This is a genomic window from Bradyrhizobium sp. 190, assembly GCF_023073415.1.
Lineage (GTDB): Bacteria > Pseudomonadota > Alphaproteobacteria > Rhizobiales > Xanthobacteraceae > Bradyrhizobium.
Genome location: NZ_JADPJL010000016.1, coordinates 13,734 through 35,015, shown reverse-complemented (window position 1 = coordinate 35,015; position 21,282 = coordinate 13,734). Strand labels below are relative to the sequence as shown.

The 21,282-nt window shown below is 58.3% G+C and carries 16 protein-coding genes and 1 pseudogene; 8 read left to right on the top strand and 9 right to left on the bottom strand.

Annotated elements, in window-relative coordinates:
* Window positions 1-7: 7 nt before the first annotated feature.
* A pseudogene (locus IVB22_RS14510) lies at window positions 8-292 on the top strand (transposase); the annotation flags it as partial.
* Between the two features lie 99 nt (window positions 293-391).
* On the opposite strand, the gene IVB22_RS14505 reads toward IVB22_RS14510, so the two are convergent.
* The 3 genes from IVB22_RS14505 to IVB22_RS14495 are packed head-to-tail and all read right to left on the bottom strand — an operon-like array spanning window position 392 to window position 2,750.
* On the bottom strand, window positions 392-946 hold the full coding sequence (locus IVB22_RS14505; RefSeq protein WP_247518016.1) for a 3'-5' exonuclease: 555 nt from the start codon (window positions 944-946) through the stop codon (window positions 392-394).
* Window positions 943-2,109, bottom strand: a complete 1,167-nt coding sequence (locus IVB22_RS14500) for a hypothetical protein (RefSeq protein WP_249805206.1) — start codon at window positions 2,107-2,109, stop codon at window positions 943-945. Before IVB22_RS14500 ends, IVB22_RS14505 begins: the two co-directional genes overlap by 4 nt.
* Window positions 2,109-2,750, bottom strand: coding sequence for an ATP-binding protein (locus IVB22_RS14495; protein ID WP_247518014.1), 642 nt, complete (start codon window positions 2,748-2,750; stop codon window positions 2,109-2,111). Before IVB22_RS14495 ends, IVB22_RS14500 begins: the two co-directional genes overlap by 1 nt.
* 27 nt (window positions 2,751-2,777) lie before the next feature.
* Here IVB22_RS14495 and IVB22_RS14490 point away from each other — a divergent pair, with 27 nt between their 5' ends.
* Window positions 2,778-2,930, top strand: coding sequence for a hypothetical protein (locus tag IVB22_RS14490; protein WP_247518013.1), 153 nt, complete (start codon window positions 2,778-2,780; stop codon window positions 2,928-2,930).
* Between the two features lie 71 nt (window positions 2,931-3,001).
* On the opposite strand, the gene IVB22_RS14485 is transcribed toward IVB22_RS14490, so the two are convergent.
* From IVB22_RS14485 to IVB22_RS14465, 5 genes are all read right to left on the bottom strand, one after another.
* Window positions 3,002-3,502, bottom strand: coding sequence for a hypothetical protein (locus tag IVB22_RS14485; protein WP_247518012.1), 501 nt, complete (start codon window positions 3,500-3,502; stop codon window positions 3,002-3,004).
* A gap of 1 nt (window position 3,503) precedes the next feature.
* Window positions 3,504-4,451 (bottom strand): CBASS oligonucleotide cyclase, encoded by a 948-nt coding sequence (locus tag IVB22_RS14480; RefSeq protein ID WP_247518011.1) that lies wholly within the window; start codon window positions 4,449-4,451, stop codon window positions 3,504-3,506.
* Between the two features lie 307 nt (window positions 4,452-4,758).
* The gene (gene ald, locus IVB22_RS14475; protein ID WP_247518054.1) at window positions 4,759-5,871 is read right to left on the bottom strand and encodes an alanine dehydrogenase; all 1,113 of its coding nucleotides are present in this window, start codon (window positions 5,869-5,871) and stop codon (window positions 4,759-4,761) included.
* A 2,664-nt stretch (window positions 5,872-8,535) separates the two neighbouring features.
* Window positions 8,536-9,963 carry a pitrilysin family protein gene (locus IVB22_RS14470; protein ID WP_247518010.1) on the bottom strand — a complete coding sequence of 476 codons (1,428 nt, stop codon included), beginning with the start codon at window positions 9,961-9,963 and terminating at the stop codon, window positions 8,536-8,538.
* Entirely contained in the window at window positions 9,960-11,327 is a 1,368-nt protein-coding gene (locus IVB22_RS14465; protein WP_247518053.1) for a pitrilysin family protein, read from the bottom strand. Before IVB22_RS14465 ends, IVB22_RS14470 begins: the two co-directional genes overlap by 4 nt.
* Window positions 11,328-12,019: 692 nt before the next feature.
* Here IVB22_RS14465 and IVB22_RS14455 point away from each other — a divergent pair.
* The 3 genes from IVB22_RS14455 (at window position 12,020) to IVB22_RS14445 (ending at window position 15,378) form a co-directional block, all read left to right on the top strand.
* A complete protein-coding gene (locus IVB22_RS14455; protein WP_308200400.1) occupies window positions 12,020-12,190 on the top strand; it encodes a hypothetical protein in 171 nt (56 codons plus the stop codon).
* Between the two features lie 231 nt (window positions 12,191-12,421).
* The gene (locus tag IVB22_RS14450) at window positions 12,422-12,790 is read left to right on the top strand and encodes a hypothetical protein (protein WP_247518009.1); all 369 of its coding nucleotides are present in this window, start codon (window positions 12,422-12,424) and stop codon (window positions 12,788-12,790) included.
* A gap of 2,255 nt (window positions 12,791-15,045) precedes the next feature.
* The gene (locus tag IVB22_RS14445; protein WP_247518008.1) at window positions 15,046-15,378 is read left to right on the top strand and encodes a hypothetical protein; all 333 of its coding nucleotides are present in this window, start codon (window positions 15,046-15,048) and stop codon (window positions 15,376-15,378) included.
* A gap of 575 nt (window positions 15,379-15,953) precedes the next feature.
* Here the strand turns inward: IVB22_RS14445 and IVB22_RS14440 are convergent.
* On the bottom strand, window positions 15,954-17,117 hold the full coding sequence (locus IVB22_RS14440; protein ID WP_247518007.1) for a TlpA disulfide reductase family protein: 1,164 nt from the start codon (window positions 17,115-17,117) through the stop codon (window positions 15,954-15,956).
* Between the two features lie 870 nt (window positions 17,118-17,987).
* On the opposite strand from IVB22_RS14440, the gene IVB22_RS14435 reads away from it, so the two are divergent.
* The 3 genes from IVB22_RS14435 to modC are packed head-to-tail and all read left to right on the top strand — an operon-like array spanning window position 17,988 to window position 20,256.
* Complete coding sequence (locus tag IVB22_RS14435; RefSeq protein WP_247518006.1) at window positions 17,988-18,470, top strand: hypothetical protein; 483 nt, start codon at window positions 17,988-17,990, stop codon at window positions 18,468-18,470.
* On the top strand, window positions 18,407-19,093 hold the full coding sequence (gene modB / locus IVB22_RS14430; protein ID WP_247518005.1) for a molybdate ABC transporter permease subunit: 687 nt from the start codon (window positions 18,407-18,409) through the stop codon (window positions 19,091-19,093). Before IVB22_RS14435 ends, modB begins: the two co-directional genes overlap by 64 nt.
* Entirely contained in the window at window positions 19,090-20,256 is a 1,167-nt protein-coding gene (modC, locus tag IVB22_RS14425) for a molybdenum ABC transporter ATP-binding protein (RefSeq protein WP_247518004.1), read from the top strand. Before modB ends, modC begins: the two co-directional genes overlap by 4 nt.
* Window positions 20,257-21,282 lie beyond the last annotated feature (1,026 nt).

Here is a 21,282-nt window from a genome sequence, read left to right as displayed (position 1 = left end):
GGGGACGATGCGGCCGAAGAAGCATCAGACGACTGGATCGAACGATCTGTTCCGGGCTCGGCTCGACCAGATCATCAATCTGAAGCACGAACTGGTTTTGCTAGCCGGCAAGATCGACTGGGACTGGATCGACGGCGAGATTGCGCCGCTCTACAGCGAGCACGGCCGGCCGGGGATCGCGACCCGCTTCATGATCGGGCTTCTGCTGCTCAAGCACATTTACGGGCTATCCGACGAGGGGGTGTGCGAGCGCTGGGTCCACGACCCGTATTTCCAGTACTTCACCGGCGAGTAACGTAATGTAGTGGCACCGCGCGTAGAAGCGTAGCCACTCCGGAAGCATTCGCGATCGCAATCGAGTAATCGCGGATAGCAGAGTCAGACTGTGCTGTCAGCTCTTATCAATGAGCTCGGACCTGATCAGCCGAAAAATCTCAGCCTGGTACAGCGCGTCGCGCAGCGCATCATGCGTCCCGGCCAAAGCTGGTTTGAGCTTTTCAGCAATCCTGCTCGAACGCGTATCACTCCAGCGGCAGCCCGTCGCACCCATGTAGAGCGCCTTGATATCGAGCGCCGTGAAGCCGAATGGATTGCTGCCCGTAAACCGATGGAAATAGTAGTTCACGAAGGACCAGTCGAACGGCGCGTTAAAACCGACGAATACGAGGGTTTCATTCCGACGCGCCAAGGTCAAGAGCCAGTGCGAAAAGGTTCGCATGGCATTGGAGGGCATAAGTCCTGTTCGCGCGAGCTCGTCTAGAGAGAGCCCGCTCACCTCCAAAGCCTTGGGATCGAAGTTCGCGTTGATCGGCTTCAGCTCGCACGCGAATGTCTTCTCTGGCTCGTAGATGGAGCAGGCACCGATAGACAATAGACTGAATTCGCCGGGGATCGGACCGGCGGTTTCCACGTCGACCGAGACGAAAACTTCGCGCTTGTCGCTCATGAGATCAACGGCTCCGCTGGAACGAGTGAGGGGCGGTTGCGGATCGCCTGCCAGTGCTCTCGGAACGCGCGCCGCCTGTCGTCCACAGTGCCGGACGTTTTCCAATGAAGCCCAGAAAATGTCGTAATGTCGAAAGGCAAGCTCGCGCCTTCAAGCACCATTACCATCGTCGGCAGGCCGCGGCCCAGAGCGTATCCAAGCTCAAGAAAGCAGTTTGGCCGCGCGCCTGTGATGTCAGCTAGCACCACGCTGCTGCGATGGAGCTTCGCGAATATCTCTTGGTCAATTCGGGAATACTCATAAGCTTGGCGGCCGTCGATAACGACGAGGTGATACCCAAGCTCACCTTCGACCACGGGCTGAACCACCGTATCGAAGAAATTCTGGACGTCAGCATAGTCGGGCAGATCAGGGTTCAGTAGTCGGACGGCGAAGGCTTTGGGCCTCTCAAGTGACTCAAGCAGCTCGACCAGTACAGAAACGCGATCCGCGATCGACTGCCGCTGCGGGAAGCGAATTCTGTTGACCCAGTCATGCGCATCACCGTCGTCGGCAATCTGAAACAGGCGGCGGGTCTGGCTGCTAGCCAGCCCGAAATTATAGAGGCATCGCGCACCGGTTGTTTCGGGACAGAGGGCAAGATTGAGCGGAATAATCGGCTTGCCGGCATCATGATAGAGGTTTGCAAGATAGAGCACGCCCTCGGTGCCTCCCAGTGCAATGAGGATATCGCCAAATCGAGCCTGAGCCTCCATCCGCTTGCTGTTCATGTTCCAGTGCGCCGCGCTCTCGATTTTGATTAGCTGTGAGGCGCGCAGCTCGTCCCAGAGACCTACATAGTCCTCCGGAATCTGATCTTCAGTCTTTTGATGTTGCACCGCGACCGCGAGGGGACCCGGCACGTTCGCCGGTCGCAGCGCCAAACTGTCCTTGATTGTCTTCCAGATCAGCCAATCGAAGCAGATCGGTAAAGCGTCGACCTTGCGCAGCGGCTCAGCATCCACAGGGACCACGAAGTTGGCGCCACGCTTGATCAGCTCTTTTGCCAGCCCAGCGATCAGCTCCCTCGCCCCGTGGACCTCGCTTGCTGGCGCGACTGTTGTATCATCCACAACGCTCCCAGAAATGTGAATGCGCCGGCCGTAGAGAGGGGACCGCGGCATTACCTATCCTCCATCACCGGCGAGGAATGAAGCGCCGCGGCGACTGACTTTAAATGCTCGAACCGGAGCGCCTGCTGCGGATAGGCTTTCGCTAAGGCGGCGGGGTAAAGACGCGTGCGAATATCCGAATATGTCCAAGCCGGATTGCTGCCGCGGGCACCAGTGACCGCCACAAGATCGGAGATCTGCGTCTCCGGAAGGTTCAGACCGGCGAGATCCATCTGAAAGAGCTGGCGGCGTTCTTCGTCCGAGGGCCGCTTGAACTCCTCAATGATTGCTGCGCGCCGACGCAATGCGGCATCGAGCACCGAGAGCCGATTGGTGCAGAGGATGACGACGATGCGGCCGCCATACTGCCGAAGATCGTCGACGCCCTGGATCAGAGTGTTCACCGCCACCTTATCCTCGTGATGGCTGTGTTCCTGCGCGCGGGACGCGCCAAGGCTGTCTCCCTCGTCGATGATCAGGATGGCACGCCGGCTCTTGCCAGCCGACTGGATCACCTTGCGAAAGGCTTCAGCAATCAGCGTTCCCATCTCGCCGACCATGCCGCTGCCGCGCACGCGGTTCGACAGCTTGAAAAGGATCGAATCTTCGCTCCTCGCCTCGGCGACGAGCTTGTTGGCGATGCATTCGGCCATCGCCGTCTTGCCGGTCCCAACGTCGCCATGAAAGATCACGAGCGGGTACTGCTCGGCGACAAGTTCGCAGATCGCGAGCTTGCCGCCATGGTGCTTTCGGTTCCATTCGCCGAGACCACCGACATTCAGCAGCAACCGAAGCTGGTCATGGATACGGGCATAACGCGCAGCAAATCGTAGCAACGTCTTTTCCCGCTTGGCGAGCGCCTCGCTAGGCAGTGGGGTTTCGCTATCGAAGATGCTCGGCTGACTCACTTCACCCAATCCTTTCTCTGCATGCCATAGGCGTTGCTGACGTAGTTGCGGCCGCCTGAAGACGTCAAGTTGGCGTGACTGGTATCCTCGTATGACGTAACCCAGCCGATTTTCAGCTTTCCTTTCACCGCCTCGCGCGCCGCGCTCGTGTACGCTTCGGTGTAGCTGAGGATGACACGCAGATATGCACCCGCGACCTTCGGCCAGCGCACCCCGCCAGGGCGGCTCGTGGTGAGCGAACCCGCTTCCGTGTCGACCTCAAACCTGACGGCTTTGAGCTCGAGGCCATTACTGAGAAGCGTGACGTCAACCCACGAGAGGTAGCCTGCTTTTGCGAGAACCTCGATGTCATGAGCATACAGCGCCGCCTCTGCAGCAGTCCAGGCGCCAGTGCTGTCGGCGATCATGATGAGATCGGCTTTCACGCGCCGAACTACATTCTCGATGTCGACGACCGTGTAGGTGGCAGTGGCAGTGGCGGTTCTGGTCTGGCTCATTTCAGTCCTCCGTCTTGAAGCGAGGGCCGAAGATCTCCTTCCAGACCTCATTGTCATTTTCGGCCGATGCAAAATTCGCGGTCTCCCACGCCGCCTCCGCCGCTGCGACGATCTCCTTGCGCTCGGCTTCCGAAATCCGGCCTGTCACGTTGTTCAGGCTGTAAACAGGGTCGAGGATGACAACGGGATCGGTGAAGGTCCCGAACGGCGCCGTATTCTCGGGGAAGCTAATCTGCTCTTTCAGACCCGATTGGGCGATGTAGAGAAGGAAATTCCGGAAGCGCTGCTCGATGCTCCCGAAATTACCCTGCCTCGCCAGCAGATGGGCCATGATGAGCTCGATCGCGAAGGATTTGAGCGGCTTGATATCGGCATGGTTGCGCCACTTCTTCGCCAAGCGCACCAGCGTGCGGAAATCGCTGTCCCGGTTCTTGCGATCCCGGACGAACTTGATCTGACAGGGAGCGCAGGTCTGGATTTTCGACCCGTCATGGATATCAAACTGCCAGCCATAGCCTGGCCGGTTCTCGTCCTGTATCACCGGGACAATGTCGACGCTCAGCCCCGTGCCGACAAAGGTCACGGTCGCAGCCTTGCGCTGGATCTCGAAATCTTCGACCGATTTGTTGGGATACTGCTTGATCAGCAGGTCGTAGATGGTGTTGTTCAGACTATCGAGCGTCTCCTTATCGGCATCACGCCCGGAAATATAGAATACCACGTCGACATCAACCGGATCGACGCTCGTCTTTCGTAAGATGGTATATTTGGCGAAGGAGCCAGCCTTTACTACCTTTGTGATCTTGATCTCGGTCTTGTCGCGGACGGTCTTGCACAGTTCGGCGATCAGGCGATCCACCTGTTCATGATATTCCGTCCGCTTGTCGTCAGGGAGGCGCAGGACATTGCTGTCGTAGTAGCGCAGTTCCGTGTTGCTCAACGCCATCATCACCCCTTCTTTCTCGTTCGGCGTCTACCCAGCGCCAACCCCGAATGGGTGGAAGCCGCGGTAGCCGGTCTCCTTGGCGGTTTACAAAACCGGGAGGCGAGCGCTCCGACCGACGGCGCTATCTCCACCAGCCCCACGCTTTCGTGTCGCCGGGCAGCTGACTGGATGTTCTCTGGGAGAGCTGCCCGACTTGATCTGCGAGAGGACAATCAAACTGCGTTGAGGGGAATCGTAGCCTCCGAAAAAAGGGGCCACTCCGAAGGAGTGGCCCAAGTAAGGGAGGAAACGCCCTTGAGGGCCTCTGGGATCAGGCCGCAGCCTGTTCGATCGGTGAAAATGGCAAGCCGAGACTCTCGGCCACCGCCTTGTAAGTCAGCCGCCCCCGATAGACATTGAGGCCTGCCCGCAGATGTGGATTTTCGAGGACGGCTGCAAATCCCTTGTTAGCGAGAGCCAAACCAAAAGGCAGAGTTGCGTTATTCAGTGCTTGGCTAGAGGTCAGCGGGACAGCTCCCGGCATATTGGCCACACAGTAGTGAATGACGCCGTCCACCTCGAAAATTGGATCAGCGTGCGTCGTCGGACGCGATGTCTCGAAGCATCCGCCCTGATCAATAGCTACATCCACGATGACGGAGCCTTTGCGCATCGAGCTCAACATGCTCCGGCTGACAAGTTTCGGTGCACTCGCGCCGGGAACCAGTACGGCGCCGATCACAACGTCCGCTGCAAATACTTCCTCCTCAACAGCTTCTATCGTTGAGAACCTAGTACGAACGCGCCCTTCGAATAGTTCATCCAGTTCACGAAGCCGGGGAAGCGAACGGTCAAGGATTGTGACCTCGGCACCCAAGCCTGCCGCCATTCGTGCCGCGTGCATGCCGACAACGCCACCTCCGATGACGACAATACGAGCCGGCTGGACACCCGGCACGCCGCCAATCAACAGCCCGCGCCCGCCCCCATACCGCTTCAGGGCGCTACCTGCCGCCTCGATCGCAAGCCTGCCCGCAACCTCGCTCATCGGCGCAAGGAGCGGAAGACCGCCATGCGCGTCAGTCACAGTTTCGTAGGCGATTGCTGTACAGCCAGACTTCATGAGGCCCTTGGCCTGCTCGGGGTCCGGGGCCAAATGAAGATAAGTGAAGAGGATCTGATTTTCTCGCAGCTGAGTCCACTCGGACGGCTGTGGCTCCTTGACCTTTACGATCATCTCGCTCGACGCGAACACCTCGCGAGCAGATTCCAGAATGGTTGCGCCAGCCTTGCGATAATTGTCATCCGTAGCGCCTATACCAGCACCGGCATTGGTCTCGAGCAGCACGCTGTGGCCTGCGGCCACATATTCGCGGACCGCTCCAGGGGTCAGGCCCACGCGGTATTCGTGCGTCTTGATTTCCTTGGGAACGCCGACCTTCAATTGCAATCTCCTAACTTGGATCACCGATATATAATCGAAAGAGCGGTGCAGACCTGAGACGCGGGCGGCCAAGTGGCGCCGAAATTCAGCGATTCTTAGCAACGTCGCGCAGTATTCCATCGAGTGACGTTCCATCGCCGAACTCAGCACCAGCGCGCGGATCGATTCGAATGCAATTATCCGTCATCACAATCGCGCGTCGGCAGAGGCATTGGAGACGAAAGGATATGACACCTAATATCTGGGCGATGCTTAACCTGAACCGGTTCGGCCTCAACACTACCGTGCTGGTTGAATTAACGTCCGACAGTCAAAGAAACGAGGCTCTGAATTTGTTCGAAACCGGCATCGTCAAATGCCCATCAGCGAGTCGCTGCTTTTGATGTCGGCGATGACGATCTTCTCATAGTTCCGGCTCGCGATATCGAGGTGGTTTCGGGAGAATGGGCGCCTATAGCAAGCTGCAGATGGATTTAGAGGCAGCGGCGAGCCGGACTAAGAGTGCGGCCCATGGCGTCAGGCGCTCTTTTGATTTCAGGTTAGAATGCTCGCCTCCTGGGCCTTTGGGTAGGGCGAACGCAAGGGGCGTCGCGCTCCCGCTTCCCATGGGAGAGCCATGCGCTCACGGCGTAAACTGTGCCGAACATAGCGAAAGAGATGGACAGCAGAATAACAATTAGCATAGGCGGCACACTTAGTTTCGTTGGGCAACACGAGTCTTGTCGGATTTCCTGTCGGACACCACAAGCCCCTGTTCGCTACCTTGATGAGGCTCTCTACACCCTGACGTTACGTAAGGTTCAAGCCGGCTCAAACAGATTCATGCGAAGCGCCTGCAGAATCTGACATTTTTCATATCGGCAGATTGCTTGCTTATTCACGCAGCATCATCGATTCGCCCATCACGTAGGGATGGACTCCGCGCGACCGCGGCCGACGTTGGGTCTACTCCGCACATCTCTCTGCCGCCAATCGGCAGGAGGAGCGATATGAAACCGCACGCTCGGACAGCTGCGGTCGCGTTGGTCATATCTCGATTGTCATATCGTCGGATTCTATGAGCTCGAAAAGATGGGCGTATTGCGAGATCGACTTGTTCCGCGGCGAGCTAGCGGATACGACTATGTCAGCCACCGCTACGTTGCTGCGGGTTATTAATGTCCAGTGAAAAGACGAACTTAACACTCGCACCGAATGGCTTGAGAGTACAGGTGCTTTGACCACTCCAAGTGGTCCGACTTCTTAATGAAAGTAACTCGAGGTGAACCGCACATTTTCGCATACAGCGTTTGATTGTGGATTGCAGGTGACGTGCCGCCTTCCTACGTGAGTGGCTGAGTATGGACGTTTGAACGCATTGGCATTCGATGAAAATCTATCAAGCATTCGCCCTGATAGGCTGTTCCATCAACTGGCGAGTAGTCCTGCGGATCAAAGCGATTCCGGCCTTCACGTGGTTATTCGTGCAGCTGGCCCAGATCTCGAGCGGCCCTCCACCGGCACAAGCCGGCGTCCCGCCAAGCGGAGCTCCCGTCAATCCGGCCACGCCTGGTGACCTGGATGCGGATTACAAGTCAGTTAACGCTCGCTCACTCCCGGCCGGGCATTGTCGCGTCAAGGATTCGGAGCTCAGCAACGTTCGGCTTGGCTCAAACTACGCAGACGTTGTTTACCTGTTCGGCTGCGCAGGCACCATTACTTCTCGTGAGACCGTCCAAGGAATACAGTTTCACGTGCTTGCTTGGAATGATGGGCAGATCTTAGCCCTATTCGTTAATGGAAAGCTCTCGATCACATCGCCGTCCGCCCTTCGGTAGATCCGGAGCAATGCACCGATCCCGCCCGGCGTACGGGAGGACGAGCCCGTGGGCACCAGTCCGCTCAATGCGAGGAGCGCGAACCGTTTTCCCATTAAAGTGCAGATCGCAGATATGCGTAACGTTGCCAGACGCGGGTTGTCTGATCGCATCCTGCTCAGCAGAGGTTAGAGGGCTTAAGATCATGGAGCTTCAGCTCGGCCAAATCTCTCAACCTCGCCTGTTTATTGAGGAGCCACGTGGCCATGCCAACAATGCCGATCACGGTGGTTGTGATAGCAGCTGACTGGCAAACATATTCGTAGCGGTTCGCTCCTCTTCGCTTCCGGTTCAGGCGACGATGACAAAAGTTCCCCATCATACCATCCAGCAGTTCAGCAGAGCAGCCAAACAGCTCCCGAAACCCTAGTAAGGACATTGACCCTTTTTGGCGAAAAGTTGGGCTGAACATCTTTTTAGCTTCACCAGCCGCAACGGGGGAGCGGGATTGGCGTGCGCGGCCAGATGGATCGAACCAAAGACGGTCCTTGTTAGGCCCATCGCAGCTGCCCAATCGTCACCGAAACTTGAATAGCCGCCGTAGCCGCCGTGTGGCTGACTCCAGCTGGCGGGGCTCGCCGGTGACCCGAGAGGGCCACATTCGATGCGACCGTCAGCGGTAGTCTCGGCACGGCCTTGGTGTTCGACTCGTAGCGGCGTGGCAACAGCTTTCAGCAGGAGCGACTAACTGCACTGACGGGCTCTCGTGAGGCCGCCCTTGATGTAGGCAGGTCGGATGTCGGCCAAATAACGGCTATGGGACAGCTTGTCCTTAACGCGCACCGAATGTCACCTCACGACACAAAGGTCAATTGGGTGGTCCCGGCGTTGTGGCTGATGGCGCGGCGCCTGGCTGTACCGCCGGTGGCGGCTGCGTCGTGGCCGATGGCGCGGTGGTTGGCTGGGCTGCGGCCTGCGGGGAGCGGCCGACAATGACGGTGAGCAGGCCCTGGCCCCACAGCCGCCGCGCGACCTTCCTGGCATCCTCCAGCGTCACCGCGTCGACGAGGGCATTGCGCTTCTCGATATAGTCGATCGGCAGCTTGTCGAGCTGATACTGCAGCAGCGCCTGTGCGAGATTTGACGACGTATCGAGCGCGAGCATCTGCGAGCCCTTCAGATACGACTTGGCCTCGTCGAACTCCTGCTGGGTCGGGCCTTCCTCGGCCATCCGGCGGACCTGCTTCTCGATCTCTTCCACCGTCTCGCCGGCGCGATCGGCGCGGGTGCCGGTATTGCCGACGAACAGGGCGGCATGATCCATCCACAAGAGCGTCTCATAGACGGAATAAGCAAGCCCGCGCTTCTCGCGGACTTCGCGGTAGAGCCGCGATGACAGATCGCCGCCGCCAAGAATCTGGTTGACGACGTAGGCCGCCATGAAATCCGGCTCGCTGCGGCGGACGCCGGGACCGCCGAAGGTCACGACCGTCTGCGGCACGTCGAGCGGAATGCAGACGCGCTGCGGCGGCTTTGCCGCGAGCACGTCGGGCACCTCTGTCAACTGCGCCTTGGCCGGCAGGCTGCCAAAGGTCTTGTCAAGCAGCTTGCCGAGGGTCTCGGGATCGACGTCACCGACCACCGCAATCTTGAGCGTGTCCTTCGCGATCACGCGGCGGACATAGTCCTTGAGATCGGCGATCTCGATTCTCGGCACGCTGTCCAGCGTGCCCTGGGATTGCCGTCCGTAAGGATGGCCGTTGAAGGCGACTTCGAGGAACTTGCGATTGGCGAGCGAACTCGGGTTGGTGGACTCACGCCGCAAGCTCGAGAGCACCTGCGCGCGGATGCGTACGACGTCGGGCGCATCGAAACGCGGCGAGGTCAGCGCCATCCGCAGGAGGTCAAAGGCCTCATCCTTGTTGTCCTTGAGCATGCGCAAGGAACCGCGGAATTGGTCGCGGGTCGAGGTAAAGCTCAGCTCGATGGCGCGGCGATCGAGCCGCTCGTGATAGGTCTTCGAGTCGAGGTCGCCGGAGCCTTCGTCGAGCAGGCTGGCCGTCAAGTGGCCAACGCCGGGCTTGTCGGTGGGGTCCTGGGTCGCTCCGCCGCCGAAGGCATATTTCATCGCGATCAGCGGGACGGTGGCGTCCTGCACGAACCAGGCTTCGATGCCGCCGGGCGAGACCAGGCGCTGGATCTTGGTGGCGGCCTGCGAAGGTGCCGAGGCGAGCATCGCGATTGCAAGCGAAGCTCCGCCGATGAGGGCCGCACGCCGTGTGAAGGAATAGGTCATGAGCGCTTCTCCTCGCGTTTGGGCGCGGCATCCTTGATCAGATAGCCGGTCACTGAGCGTTTCTTGTCGAGCCATTTCTGTGCGGCGTCACGGACCTGCTCGGCGGTAACGGCACGAATCCGGTCCGGCCAGCTCCGGATATCGTCGATGGAAAGTCCCGTGGTAAGCGCGCCGCCATACCAGCGCGCCAGCGTGGCCTGGTTGTCCTGGGCGTAGATCGCTTCCGCAATCAACTGGGTCTTGACCCGCTCGAGATCCTCGGCGCGCGCGGGATTTTGCGCGAGGTCGGCGATCACCTTGTCGATGGCATCCTCGATCTGCGTGAACTCGACGCCGGGCTTCGGCGTGGCGGAGATCATGAACTGCGAGGGATCGAGCGAGGTGCCCTGGTAGCTTGCGCCGGCGCTGATCGCGAGCTGACGGTCGATTACCAGCGCGCGATAGAGATAGGAGTTGGAGCCGCCGCCCATCAGTTGCGCGAGCACGTCAAGCGCAGGACTCTCGCCCGCGGCCGCGGTGTGAGCCGACGGCACCAGATAGTAGCGGCGCAAAGCCGGCTGCTCGACGCGCGGATCGGACAGGGTCACGGTGCGCGGCGCCGCCGGCGTCGGCTCCTGTGGCCGCAGGCGTTTTGCAGGGATCGAGGGCTGCGCGGGGATGTCGCCAAAGTTCTTCTCCACCATCGGGCGGATTTCCTTGGGATCGACGTCGCCCGCGATGATCAGGATCGCATTGTTGGGCGCGTAGAAGCGCTTGTAGAACGCGAGCCCATCTTCGCGGTCGAGCTTTTCGATCTCCTGCCGCCAGCCGATAATGGGGCGGCCGTAGGGGTGGTTGAGGTAAAGCGCCGCCATCATCTGCTCGGTGAGCCGCGCATCGGGATTGTTGGCGACGCGCATGTTGAACTCTTCGAGCACGACGTCGCGCTCGGACAGCACGTTCTCATCTTGGAGAATGAGACCGGTCATCCGGTCAGCCTCGAGTTCCATCATCTTCGTCAGCTGTTCGCGCGGCACACGCTGGAAATAGCTGGTGTAGTCCATCGAGGTGAAGGCGTTCTGGTTGCCGCCGACGCGCAGAACGGTCTGGGAGAATTCGCCGGGCGGATGCTTGGCGGTGCCCTTGAACATCAGGTGTTCGAGGAAATGCGCAAGCCCCGATTTGCCGGGCGTCTCGTCGGCGGAGCCCACCTTGTACCAGATCATCTGCGTCACGACGGGTGTGCGGTGATCCGGGATCACCACCACCTGCATCCCGTTCTGAAGCGTGAAGCTTGCCGGTCGTTCCGAGGTGAGCGTGGTCTGGGCAAGGACGATCCTGTTTTCAGGAACGTACCGCAGGCTAGCATTGCTGCTATTATCCATGTTGTATTCGTTCGCCAGCGCGGTGCGCGTCATCAAGACCATTGCAACAGTGGCCGTGCTTAGCACCTTGGTCGTCACGGAACTCCAATTCTTCATGGCATCACCTTTGGTCGCATAGAGATCCTCATTCTGCAGCGGACGATCCCGACAAAGCAGGGGAGCCGCATGCCGTGGCAAGCAGGGGAGCAAAAGCCGGGCCAATCGCCTGATGCTCCCGCGCATGGACCGCTGCGCGGGCAACTGAACGCAAAACGAAGCGTGGCGCGTGCTTTCTCTTCCTAAAGCCAACCCGCACTCGTCTGGTATCCGCCAACATGTTGCGAACACGACGTTGCACACGAAACGCACGACAACTCGCCGCCTCGCGCTGGCCTAAATCCTGCGACGCCACATACCGCATGGAGATTTGATCTCGCGCCAGAGGCACTGCTCCGCCGCTTCGCGGCCGCGCCGGCATCCGCCAGGAAACATCCAAAGCTCGTCGCCGCGCCACCGCACCAGCAGTACCCGGCCACCCTTCGAGCCTGCCACCAGCATGTCCAAGCGATCATCCCTTCGACCGTTCAATATGCCGATAAAGCGTTTGGCAACCGAGACTATTTCCTAAATAGGCCTCCCGGTTTCAAGGGCCGGAGCGGCCAAATCCCGAGGACGGCGTCATCTGGGTCTGTGGCGCCGGCGAACACGGCGTCATGGCATTCACCGACTTCGGAAACGAAAACCTGATCGAGCTCGTCCGGATGCACAAAGAACATCCGACTTGGCTCAAGCGCTGGCCGACTAATCCAATCGGCCTGTGGCCTACGCCGGATGCGTACTCAGCAGAAGTGAACGACACAATTATTCCTCGCGGAACCCACTGATCCGCAGAGTGAGACGAACACATGCTTTGCAACGGCGCCATCTGATTCCAAATTGCACGAAATCTTAGTGGGCTTGAAGGCCGAATCAGTCATCTCAGCTTCACCAAACGTCCTTATTAGTTTTGTCGGTGCATCGAGAGTGCTCTCAACAAACTGAAGGACTTCAGGTGCGCTAAAGCGTTATGGCAATCTACTTGCAACGCGTGGCATCTGTTTGGCGGGAGCGCTTGTATGCTGGATCTGATAAGGCTTGGTCTTTGCCAAAATGCGGGCCGGCCGGTCGACATCCCCACTTTCGACCGGGCGGGTTGTGTATCCCCCTATGAGGATGTCACTCTGGAGTTCTTAATCATGGACCACACTTCATCCGCGCGGCACCAAGCCTCTGAGGACGACCTCGTGAGCGCCGCATTTGAGAAGTCATGGCGCTTTGTCGAGACGGATCCATTGCTTGTGCATAATGCTAAGGAATTGCTGCGCGATCGATTACGAGCTAATCTGGAACTCTCACTGAGAAATGGCGAGCAGGACATACTGCATATTGCAAACAGCGCGATTTGGACGCTTCGCACTGAACTAGGACGACCGTGGGACCAATAGTATGGCAGCCCCGCCTCGGCTAAACTAAGGGAGAATCCCTGTCACGCGCACGCTAAGTGCGATCGCGACTCGTTTTGCATCAGATAAATTCGGTATCTAAAGGTTCCGACCTATGGATCAGCGCGCTGTTCCAATGAAACCGCCTGGTCGCACAAGCACGGTGACCCAGGAGCCCAACGAAAGCGTGCGCCAACTGCTCGTCTCTTATGACATTATTCAGAGCCCGAATGAGCGAGCGGCCCGCACGCTTCTTGGGCTTCGCATCGTATCCGCTTGTGTACATCTCGACAGCCTAGTTTCGGCTTGCGATATTCTCACTCCTGAGCTGGGGATCCCAGTCCAAAAGCCGACTCCAAGTTTGCAGACCGGTTGACAGAAGAACATCAGAGGGACCTTGACTTCGTCTCATACGGACAGCAGCAACGAAATCTCAGTGCTCGCGAAGGTCCTGCCCGGCGTTAACACCTCCATATCCACGACGTGCATCGATGCACGTCGATCTTCATAAATGTACCGCACGCGCCAGAGCGGCCCCAACTCCGGTGTGACGCTGAAATCGCCAGAGTCAAGCGCCCTTGCGATCATTCGGACAGCGTCACTGTTGCTTATTGGCAAGGAGAACGCCGCATCAATAAGTACCGCCAAGCTCACGCCGTCTGCGAGCAACGTACGTGCAATGTTGTCGCCGTGAACACGCCGCAAAGTTGAGACGATTGCCGCTACGGCAGCTGGATCATTCAAAGGCACTCTGGGCTAGTCCTCTTTGAGCCACGCACATGCTCCTGGTCCAGCGCCAGATGAAAGATAACTGAAGCGGATCTGGTTCTCTCGCACCTTCGCCTCCTCCGGCTTTGCGATGGTTGTAGTCCTTTGCGACCAAACCCCGGCGTCGGCGTCGGTCTCGCTTATCACCCAGCCACCACATATTCGCAGCTGGCTAGAGGCGTAAGGTCAACGCGGTACGCGTGCCCCCTTACTTCCTTGGTAACATTGCCCCTCATTCGCAACTCTCCTTACGAAGACGACCTTCTATAGTCGGAAGAGCAGCGCAAACTTGCGAAGCTAGCTGCGAAATAGCGCAGAGATCCGGCGATTATTGACCTATGACGCATTACTCCGGACAGACGGACTTCCTCGCCGAGCTCAGCGCGGATCAGCCAGACCAGACACTCGAATTAACGGCACGAACGCGTGATCGCGCGTCGCGCGTTAGTCGTGTTCGCGCCGTCTTTCGACATCAATGGCGGTGCCATGCGGCAGAGGGCACCCGCACACTGACTGGGAGCGCAGAATCGGCGAACGAGATGCCATATACCGATCCAGCGATGAACGTGAGGGATTCGGCACGACCCGAACCTGAGCTCGCAAATGATTCAAACGCGCCTCCTTCAACGGATGGTCGGAAGCCTACCGGGGTCTTTTAATCCTCCAGCAAGCGGGGATTTGGGCGGCGGTCTTGCCGATGGTGGAATCCTCCAACTCAACCGTAATGGTGTGCTCAATGAGTCTAGCTCAGTGTTGTTGACGTCTCAAAAGCAACGGCCGTGCCAACGGCGTTCAAATGCAGCACCGCACCAGCGGCCATGCTTTTCCTGCGCGCGACCTGTTACGGACTGACTGTTGCACGTCACCATTTCGTTCCTGTATGTCGCTCTTTGCGACGACATCTGCGGCAGCGCAAGATGCGCAAATCAAGGTAACGTGGTCGCCGCCTTGCATGAGGTCTCGTGGTGGCTTTGATGTTTGTTTCGGCCGACTTGGTGCTGAATGGTCGGCCTCTGCTTCGCATCGCTGCGGACCTGGACGATCTCAATCGCCACATTTCTGGGGATGATCATTATTAAACGATGGCGCAACCAGGCGCTGCGCAAAGCGACTCAAGCCATTGCTGCAGAATGCATAAACCGGAGACTGAAGTCCGTTAACAACCGTCTCCAGCCGGGAAGAGCCGTCCTTATGATCTTGCGCGCAGATTGCGGGTACCCATGGTCGGTCTCCGCTGTCTCAGCAAGATTAACACGGCATGCGTCAGCGGCTTCTCGCTGACGTCACTTCACCGCGAGCCGCGGAAATGGAGCGGCCGTTCACAAGAACGACTGCATGGTTGGAAGAAAACTAGCGCATCGTCGAATTCTGTTCAGCTACCAGAATCGAGAAGCCCCTGCTCCACGTCGAGTAGCTTCCGCGCGATTCCTTCTTCAAGAAACGCTCATTGTCGTGTTAGAGACAAGCCAATCGCCTATGGCGTTGAGCGAATGATTTCGCTATTTGTCGGCGCCTCACTGCGTGCGGCAAGTTTGGGTTTAGCGGAGCCGATCATGGCACAAATCCCTCAGGAGGCGTCCAGAACCGCCTTCTCAAGAATTGTCAATTTTCTCTACGTATCGGTCGCGGACATCGCTTTCTTTATCGCAATTCTGTTTGCTGTCGGTTTCGTTCTCCTCGCGCCGATTGACAAGGTTCCCTACACATGCGCGGAAGCGCTTGCCGAAGACAGCGCTGATAGCTCTGTTTGCCAATCAACACAGCGTCATGGCTCGCAAGCGCTTCAAAGATTGTTGGAGACAGTATCTGCTGAAGTGCATTGAACGAGAAACTTATGCGCTGCTAGCGAGTCTCAGTCGCGCTCGTGCCTGAGCTTCCGCTGCCGCGGCATCGAGCCGCTCGCTCGGCGCGCAGCATCGCCTTCAGGGTGGTCACATCGCTGGCCACGCGCTTTAACCGTGATCTCGGAATGGGAGGCGCTGATCGGGAACGCCATCAAGCCTCTTATGCTGATAAACCTATACCGCAACCCCGACTGACTATACGAGGGTGTTCACCTCAGGGTAGACGCGGCAGACGAGCCGATTGTCAACGAATTTGCGAGGAGCTTCGCGGTCGGAGCCGGTCATCGGCCACTTTAAGTCCGAGCGTCGACTGGGCCGCAACTACTTTTGTGCCGGGAGGGCAACGTCACCAAGGCCATCCACGACCACAAGTTCCGACGTCTTAGGTAGCTCAGCCTATTGTTGTGACAAATCCCGGCCAGCTTCTTCGCCAGACAACACCTAATCAATCTGATTCAAAATCAGGTATTTCACGGGACGACCACTTGCGAGTGGCCGCCAGAGAAGTGGGGGGCATGGACCAGAAAGCACAATTCCGATTACCATCCCTTTTTTCATTTTTTTCTCCTCCGGCGCCTGCGCTTTGGCACTTCAGGAGACTTGTTTTGCGGAGCCGAACAGAAATTCCCGTAACAAACCTTTTCACCCTTGTAGTTGGCCAGGGCCTGAAGCAACCGCGGCGCGAAGCGCTGTTTCACTTCTTCGTGGATAGGCTCCGGATGGTCCAACGACTTCAGCGCAAGCTCGATCAACTCGATCGCGCGATCCTTGTTGCCGCTCTCGTAATAATATTGAGCGATCGCTCCATAGGACTTGAACTTATCGCCCTCGCCGCGTTGCGGAGGATTCAGCGTCAGCATGTGTTCGGCCAACTCCTTGCCCATCGCAAAGCGCTCGGCAGGCGGAACGTAGGAGTTGTCCTTCACCGGATCGAAGAGTTCGCCCATAACTCCGGCCATCCACACCTCCGATCTTTGGCCGATCGCGTCTCGAATCAATCGGCGCATGGCCGGCAAGCCCGTCCGCATGTCGTGCATCTTGTGAAGTAAAAGATCTACATGAATCAGGCGGAAGCTGATGTCGTCCGGCATCACGGCGACGGCCTCTTCGGCTGCCGAAAGCGCCGTCACCCAATCCTCGGCCTTTATCGCGGGCGTAAGTTTGGCGAGTATCGACTTACGCAACGCTAGTGTTTCGCGCAGGCGCTGAGCTTCGCCGATTCGCTTCGTATCGGCGGCTTTGGCTTCATCGCTGGTGCGCCAGATGCCATTGAGAACCTTCGGCAAGACGTTATCGAGTTGCGTCGGATGACCGATAAAGGCGATGTGGCCGTCACGGTCGACCACGAACGAGGTAGGAATCCCGAGTGAAGAACTGGGCTCCATCCAAAGCTTGTTCATTTCTCCTGAATAGTCGAGCGCGATTGAATAGCCCAGCTTCGGGAATTTTTCGGTCAACCACGCGTCCAACTTGGCTCGAGCCTCGTCCAGCGTTGGCCCTTCTTCGTTAGCTGCGACTCCGACGACCTCAAGTCCCCTGTCTCTGTATTCCTCTTGGAGTCGCACCAAATGGGGCATCGCCTTCACACATGGCTCGCACCAAGTTGCCCAAAATTCGATGATGTAGACCTTTTCTCCTTGCAAGCTCCTCAGGGGCTGGCCACGCAACCAGCTCTGCACTTTTATGGGAGGAGCCTCGGATTCCATGCGCAGTACCATTTTGCTCTCCAAGGTTATTGCCAGAAGCTGCGCGGCTTTATGCGCGAGCTTGTCTTTGTAGGAAACGGGGGCGCGCGGGTTCAAGGAAGGAGAACATCGCCTATCTTGCGCGTCTGCGTGCCTTCAGCCCTCACTTCGTGTTGAGGCATCTCAATAGCAACGCTCATGCCAGCGCCGTCAGCGCACTTAAGCGCCTGACTACGGTTTCAAAGCCTCCACGGCGGCGCAAGCCGCGGTGTTTTGAACCCGACGTGCTTTTGCGCCGTTGTCAGAAATTGAACACGGGTTGTTCGGTTGGCAACGCCAGAGCAGCGTGGTTAGCATTGTGGATCCTCGAGCTAACCTATCACGTCAACCAGAATTAGATGAGAGCGACGATGCAGATCACGAGTCGAGCGATAGAGCCGCGGAGCAGTGACGCGCGTTCTGAAGACAATCATGAAATCATTCGCAGGCATGCAGCTTGTGCTGTATGAAAGCCGAGATCCATGAGTTGTCGAATCGAACGGGCCTATGACAAACCAGCCAAGGTCTTTAACCCGCACGCGCTTGGTGACATTGGCGATTAGTCCCGACACTGCCTTCACCATTCTGAAGCAATCTTCAAGCTTGGACGAGAGGCGATCGGCATCACGTCTGCCCCCCATCTTGTAATGCCAGTCCGTGTGCGGTTGACGACGTCGATGTCCGACATCCGACGACGGGTGTCGCCATTCCAGAAGGCAAGCTGACGTCTATGCGTGCTTCACTCTTCTCAAGCAAGGCACGCATCAAATTCTGCGAGCGGCACGCCGATTGCTAGGATCGAGCAGCGAAGAGCCGCTGTGACCAGAAAGCAGTGGCACCGTTTCCGTCCCTAGGAGCTGTCCGGTGACACTTGCCCGATTAATCCTGATCAATGCAACTCTGATTCTGCTTATGCTCGGAAATGCGGAGGCGGCGAACACCAATGTGGCGCTCGCCGCGATTCGCGAGCCCGCGAAGGAGACTGCAGCTTCGTTCGAGCAGAAGACCTGGGACGAGGCCGTGGTTGGGGCGAGTGGACAGTTGTACAGCCAGATCACCCAAGGCGCTTCATTTCAGATGTTCCTTTCGGCCAACGGCGCCAGTGGTTCGCGTTGTCTGGTGCCGAAGAAGCTTTATATCCCCATCCCGCAGGGCCCCATGTTGGTCAAGATTTGCGCCGACAGCACCGTGATACGCGCCTTCGTCAATTTTCTCGAAACACCGGAAACCCACTCCGTCGTCGCGCGCGATGGCTACGGGTTCGACGACCGGAGTAGACGTGCATGGGGCGCTTTTCGACAGAAATCTGGCAATCGCTCGGGCTCACGATCGAGCTCGCGAGCCTGACGACCCTGATCCTGCTAATCGTTGGTACGCCGCTCGCGTGGTGGCTAGCACGGTCAAAGAGCTTTTGGGCTGAGGCGGTGGCCGCGCTCATCGCGCTGCCGCTGGTGCTACCGCCAACGGTAATCGGTTTTTATCTGTTGGTCTTGCTCGGCCCGAGCGGCCCTGGCGGCCTTCTCGCCTCTCTCTGGGGCGGACGCACGTTCGCTTTCACTTTTGCGGGACTCGTGGTAGGATCGGTGTTGTGGGCGCTGCCTTTCGTGGTCCAGCCCATCCGCAACTCCTTCGTTACCATCGGCAACCGTCCGCTGGAAGTTGCGGCCACTTTGCGCGCCTCTCCATTGTATGCGTTCTTTACCGTCGCCCTGCCCCTGGCGCGACCGGGTTTTCTCACAGCCGCGGTGCTTGGTTTTTCGCATACAATCGGCGCATTCGGCCTCGTACTGATTATCGGCGGCAACATTCCTGGACGCACCAAGGTGGTGTCGGCCCTTCTCTTCGACTATGTCCAAGCGTCGCGCTGGCGCGAAGCAAATCAGCTTGCCGGCGGCATGGTGATGTTCGCCTTTGCGGTAATCATCCTTTTAACGTTGATCGAGAAATGCTGCGGAACGAGGCGCACGTGAGAACAGCCACACCAGGCCGGATCGAAATCGCCTTCAAGAGGCAGTTGGGTAGCTTTCCACTCGACGCGCAGTTCAGCGTACCGGCTAAAGGTGTGGCAGCGATTTTCGGACCGCCAGGCTGCGGCAAAACCACGATCGCGCGCTGCATCGCCGGTCTCGAGCATTTACCCGACGCTTTCTGTGGCATCGATGGTGAGTTGTGGCAGGATGAGACCATGTTCCGCCCACCGCATTTGCGCCCCATCGGTTATGTGTTCCAGGAGGAAACCCTTTTTCCCCATTTGACGGTCCAGAGAAACCTGCTCTACGGCACGCCCAAAGGCGAACCGATGCTGATCGTCTTTGAGAAGGTACTCGCATTTCTGGGTATCGCGCCGCTGCTCGACCGCTCGCCAGCGCACCTCGCCGGCGGCGAGCGGCAGCGCGTTGTAATCGGCCGGGCGCTGTTATCCCAGCCAAAGTTGCTTGTAATGGACGAGCCGCTTGCCGCTCTTGACCGCTGCGCCAAGAGAGAGATTCTGTCGTTGCTCGAGTGCCTGCAGAAACAGTTCGCGCTGCCGATGATCTATATCAGCCATGACATGGCTGATATTGAACGCCTTGCCGATCATCTCGTTATCACCGATCATGGCACGGTGACTGCGGCTGGGCCGTTACATGTCTTGCAGACCGATCCTGCGCTGCCGCTTGCGGCAAGCCGCGAGGCTGCTGTCAGCCTTGATGCCGTGACCGCCGGCTATGACAGACGCTATGGCCTACTCATCCTCTCCGTCAAAGGTGCGCGCTTGCTGGTGCCGGCGGCGCCCCTTCCACCCGGCGTGCACCAGCGGCTGCGCATCGCAGCCAGCGACGTCAGCCTTGCACGCGAAGCGCCGCTCGCAAACTCCATGCTCAATGTCTTTCCGGCGCGGATAAAGGCCTGTTTGCCGCTCTGCCCGGGTGAGCTCACGCTGCTGCTTGGGCTCGGCAGCGGAGGCTCTGGCGCGGAGATTTTGGCGCGCATTACGCGTTTCTCCTTTGATACGCTAGGGCTCGAGAATGGAATGGACGTATTTGCCCAGATCGAGGGCGTCTCACTGCTCACGGTGTCTGGACCTCCGCTGCCGGCTATAACGGCTTCCACGCCAGCGGAAGATGCTGGACAGGAAAGCGCCGCGGCCTGATACCAGCGGAAAGAGGACCAAGGCCATCTTCACTAACTTCTCCTAGATTGATCCCAACCGCGTCATGACAATCCTCTACCGGCCCAGGACAGGAAGTCGATATGCTGCTCGCCGACTTAACCCAGGATCTCGCGCGGCAACGCGCGCGCGTCGGCAGCATCGTCCAGCGAAACTTCAGGACGCAATGAGCACGAAGACCATGGTCCCGCTCGAAATGACGGGCACGAGATTTCGATCTGCCAGCCACCCGGCACCGGTGCCATTTGGTGTAAGCTTCTAGGCTAATGAGCTTGGCAGCGCCACAGTTATCCCTTCCTGCGCGATGAACGAAGGATGTCGATCTGCTCGTGTTCAATAAATTCTCCAAGCAGGAGGCGTCCAAGATCTGCGCGACGAACTTGCCGATGCGATCATATCTGGCGTGCCGCTCCTCACCGGCGTTCCCGAAAAATGCCTTGCCGCCTCCGGACTTTCACCGGAGATTTCGGCACGACACCTTGCGAGCACCAAGTCGTGGGGGAATGATGGCGCGACATCACAGGGCGCCTGCCGCGCGTCCGGGCGCATTCCAGTTCGGCTAGAGCTACTTACCGATCATCATATCCGACGACTTGATCACGGCCGACATGGCATCGCCAACCTTGAGCCCGTCATCGTCCACGGCCTGATGACCATCGATGAAAACCGCCCGGTACCCGCCCACTCTTTTGAGCGTTCGTGGTGCCCTCAAGCACGGCGATCACGAGGCTTGTCAGGACATTGCGTGCGCTGAGCCTTCATCTTGTCCAGTCCCGACATTGCTTCGCCGTCGTAACTTAACCGTGGCTGGGCAACTCTTTCAACGGCTGCAACCTGCCGCCTGCACACGCCATGAGGAAGCAGTGAAGCATTCAGCCGAAACGATGGCGTTCAAATGCCTGCATGCCCAAGCATCCGATTGTCGCATTCCGGCAACCGAGGATTTTGAGGACGAATGGCATATAGTTTGCTTCGCTGTTGCCGGAATGTCGCTCTCCGCGCAAAAGC

What these genes read in the sequence shown, in the direction of transcription:
- IVB22_RS14505 (WP_247518016.1), bottom strand. Translation starts at nt 946, where the DNA reads ATGAGCGACAAGCGCGAAGTTTTCGTCTCGGTCGACGTGGAAACCGCC.
- IVB22_RS14500 (WP_249805206.1), bottom strand. Translation starts at nt 2,109, where the DNA reads ATGCCGCGGTCCCCTCTCTACGGCCGGCGCATTCACATTTCTGGGAGC.
- IVB22_RS14495 (WP_247518014.1), bottom strand. Translation starts at nt 2,750, where the DNA reads ATGGCCGAATGCATCGCCAACAAGCTCGTCGCCGAGGCGAGGAGCGAA.
- IVB22_RS14490 (WP_247518013.1), top strand. Translation starts at nt 2,778, where the DNA reads ATGAAAGATCACGAGCGGGTACTGCTCGGCGACAAGTTCGCAGATCGC.
- IVB22_RS14485 (WP_247518012.1), bottom strand. Translation starts at nt 3,502, where the DNA reads ATGAGCCAGACCAGAACCGCCACTGCCACTGCCACCTACACGGTCGTC.
- IVB22_RS14480 (WP_247518011.1), bottom strand. Translation starts at nt 4,451, where the DNA reads ATGATGGCGTTGAGCAACACGGAACTGCGCTACTACGACAGCAATGTC.
- IVB22_RS14470 (WP_247518010.1), bottom strand. Translation starts at nt 9,963, where the DNA reads ATGACCTATTCCTTCACACGGCGTGCGGCCCTCATCGGCGGAGCTTCG.
- IVB22_RS14465 (WP_247518053.1), bottom strand. Translation starts at nt 11,327, where the DNA reads ATGGATAATAGCAGCAATGCTAGCCTGCGGTACGTTCCTGAAAACAGG.
- IVB22_RS14455 (WP_308200400.1), top strand. Translation starts at nt 12,020, where the DNA reads ATGGCATTCACCGACTTCGGAAACGAAAACCTGATCGAGCTCGTCCGG.
- IVB22_RS14450 (WP_247518009.1), top strand. Translation starts at nt 12,422, where the DNA reads ATGCTGGATCTGATAAGGCTTGGTCTTTGCCAAAATGCGGGCCGGCCG.
- IVB22_RS14445 (WP_247518008.1), top strand. Translation starts at nt 15,046, where the DNA reads ATGATTTCGCTATTTGTCGGCGCCTCACTGCGTGCGGCAAGTTTGGGT.
- IVB22_RS14440 (WP_247518007.1), bottom strand. Translation starts at nt 17,117, where the DNA reads ATGGTACTGCGCATGGAATCCGAGGCTCCTCCCATAAAAGTGCAGAGC.
- modB (WP_247518005.1), top strand. Translation starts at nt 18,407, where the DNA reads ATGGGGCGCTTTTCGACAGAAATCTGGCAATCGCTCGGGCTCACGATC.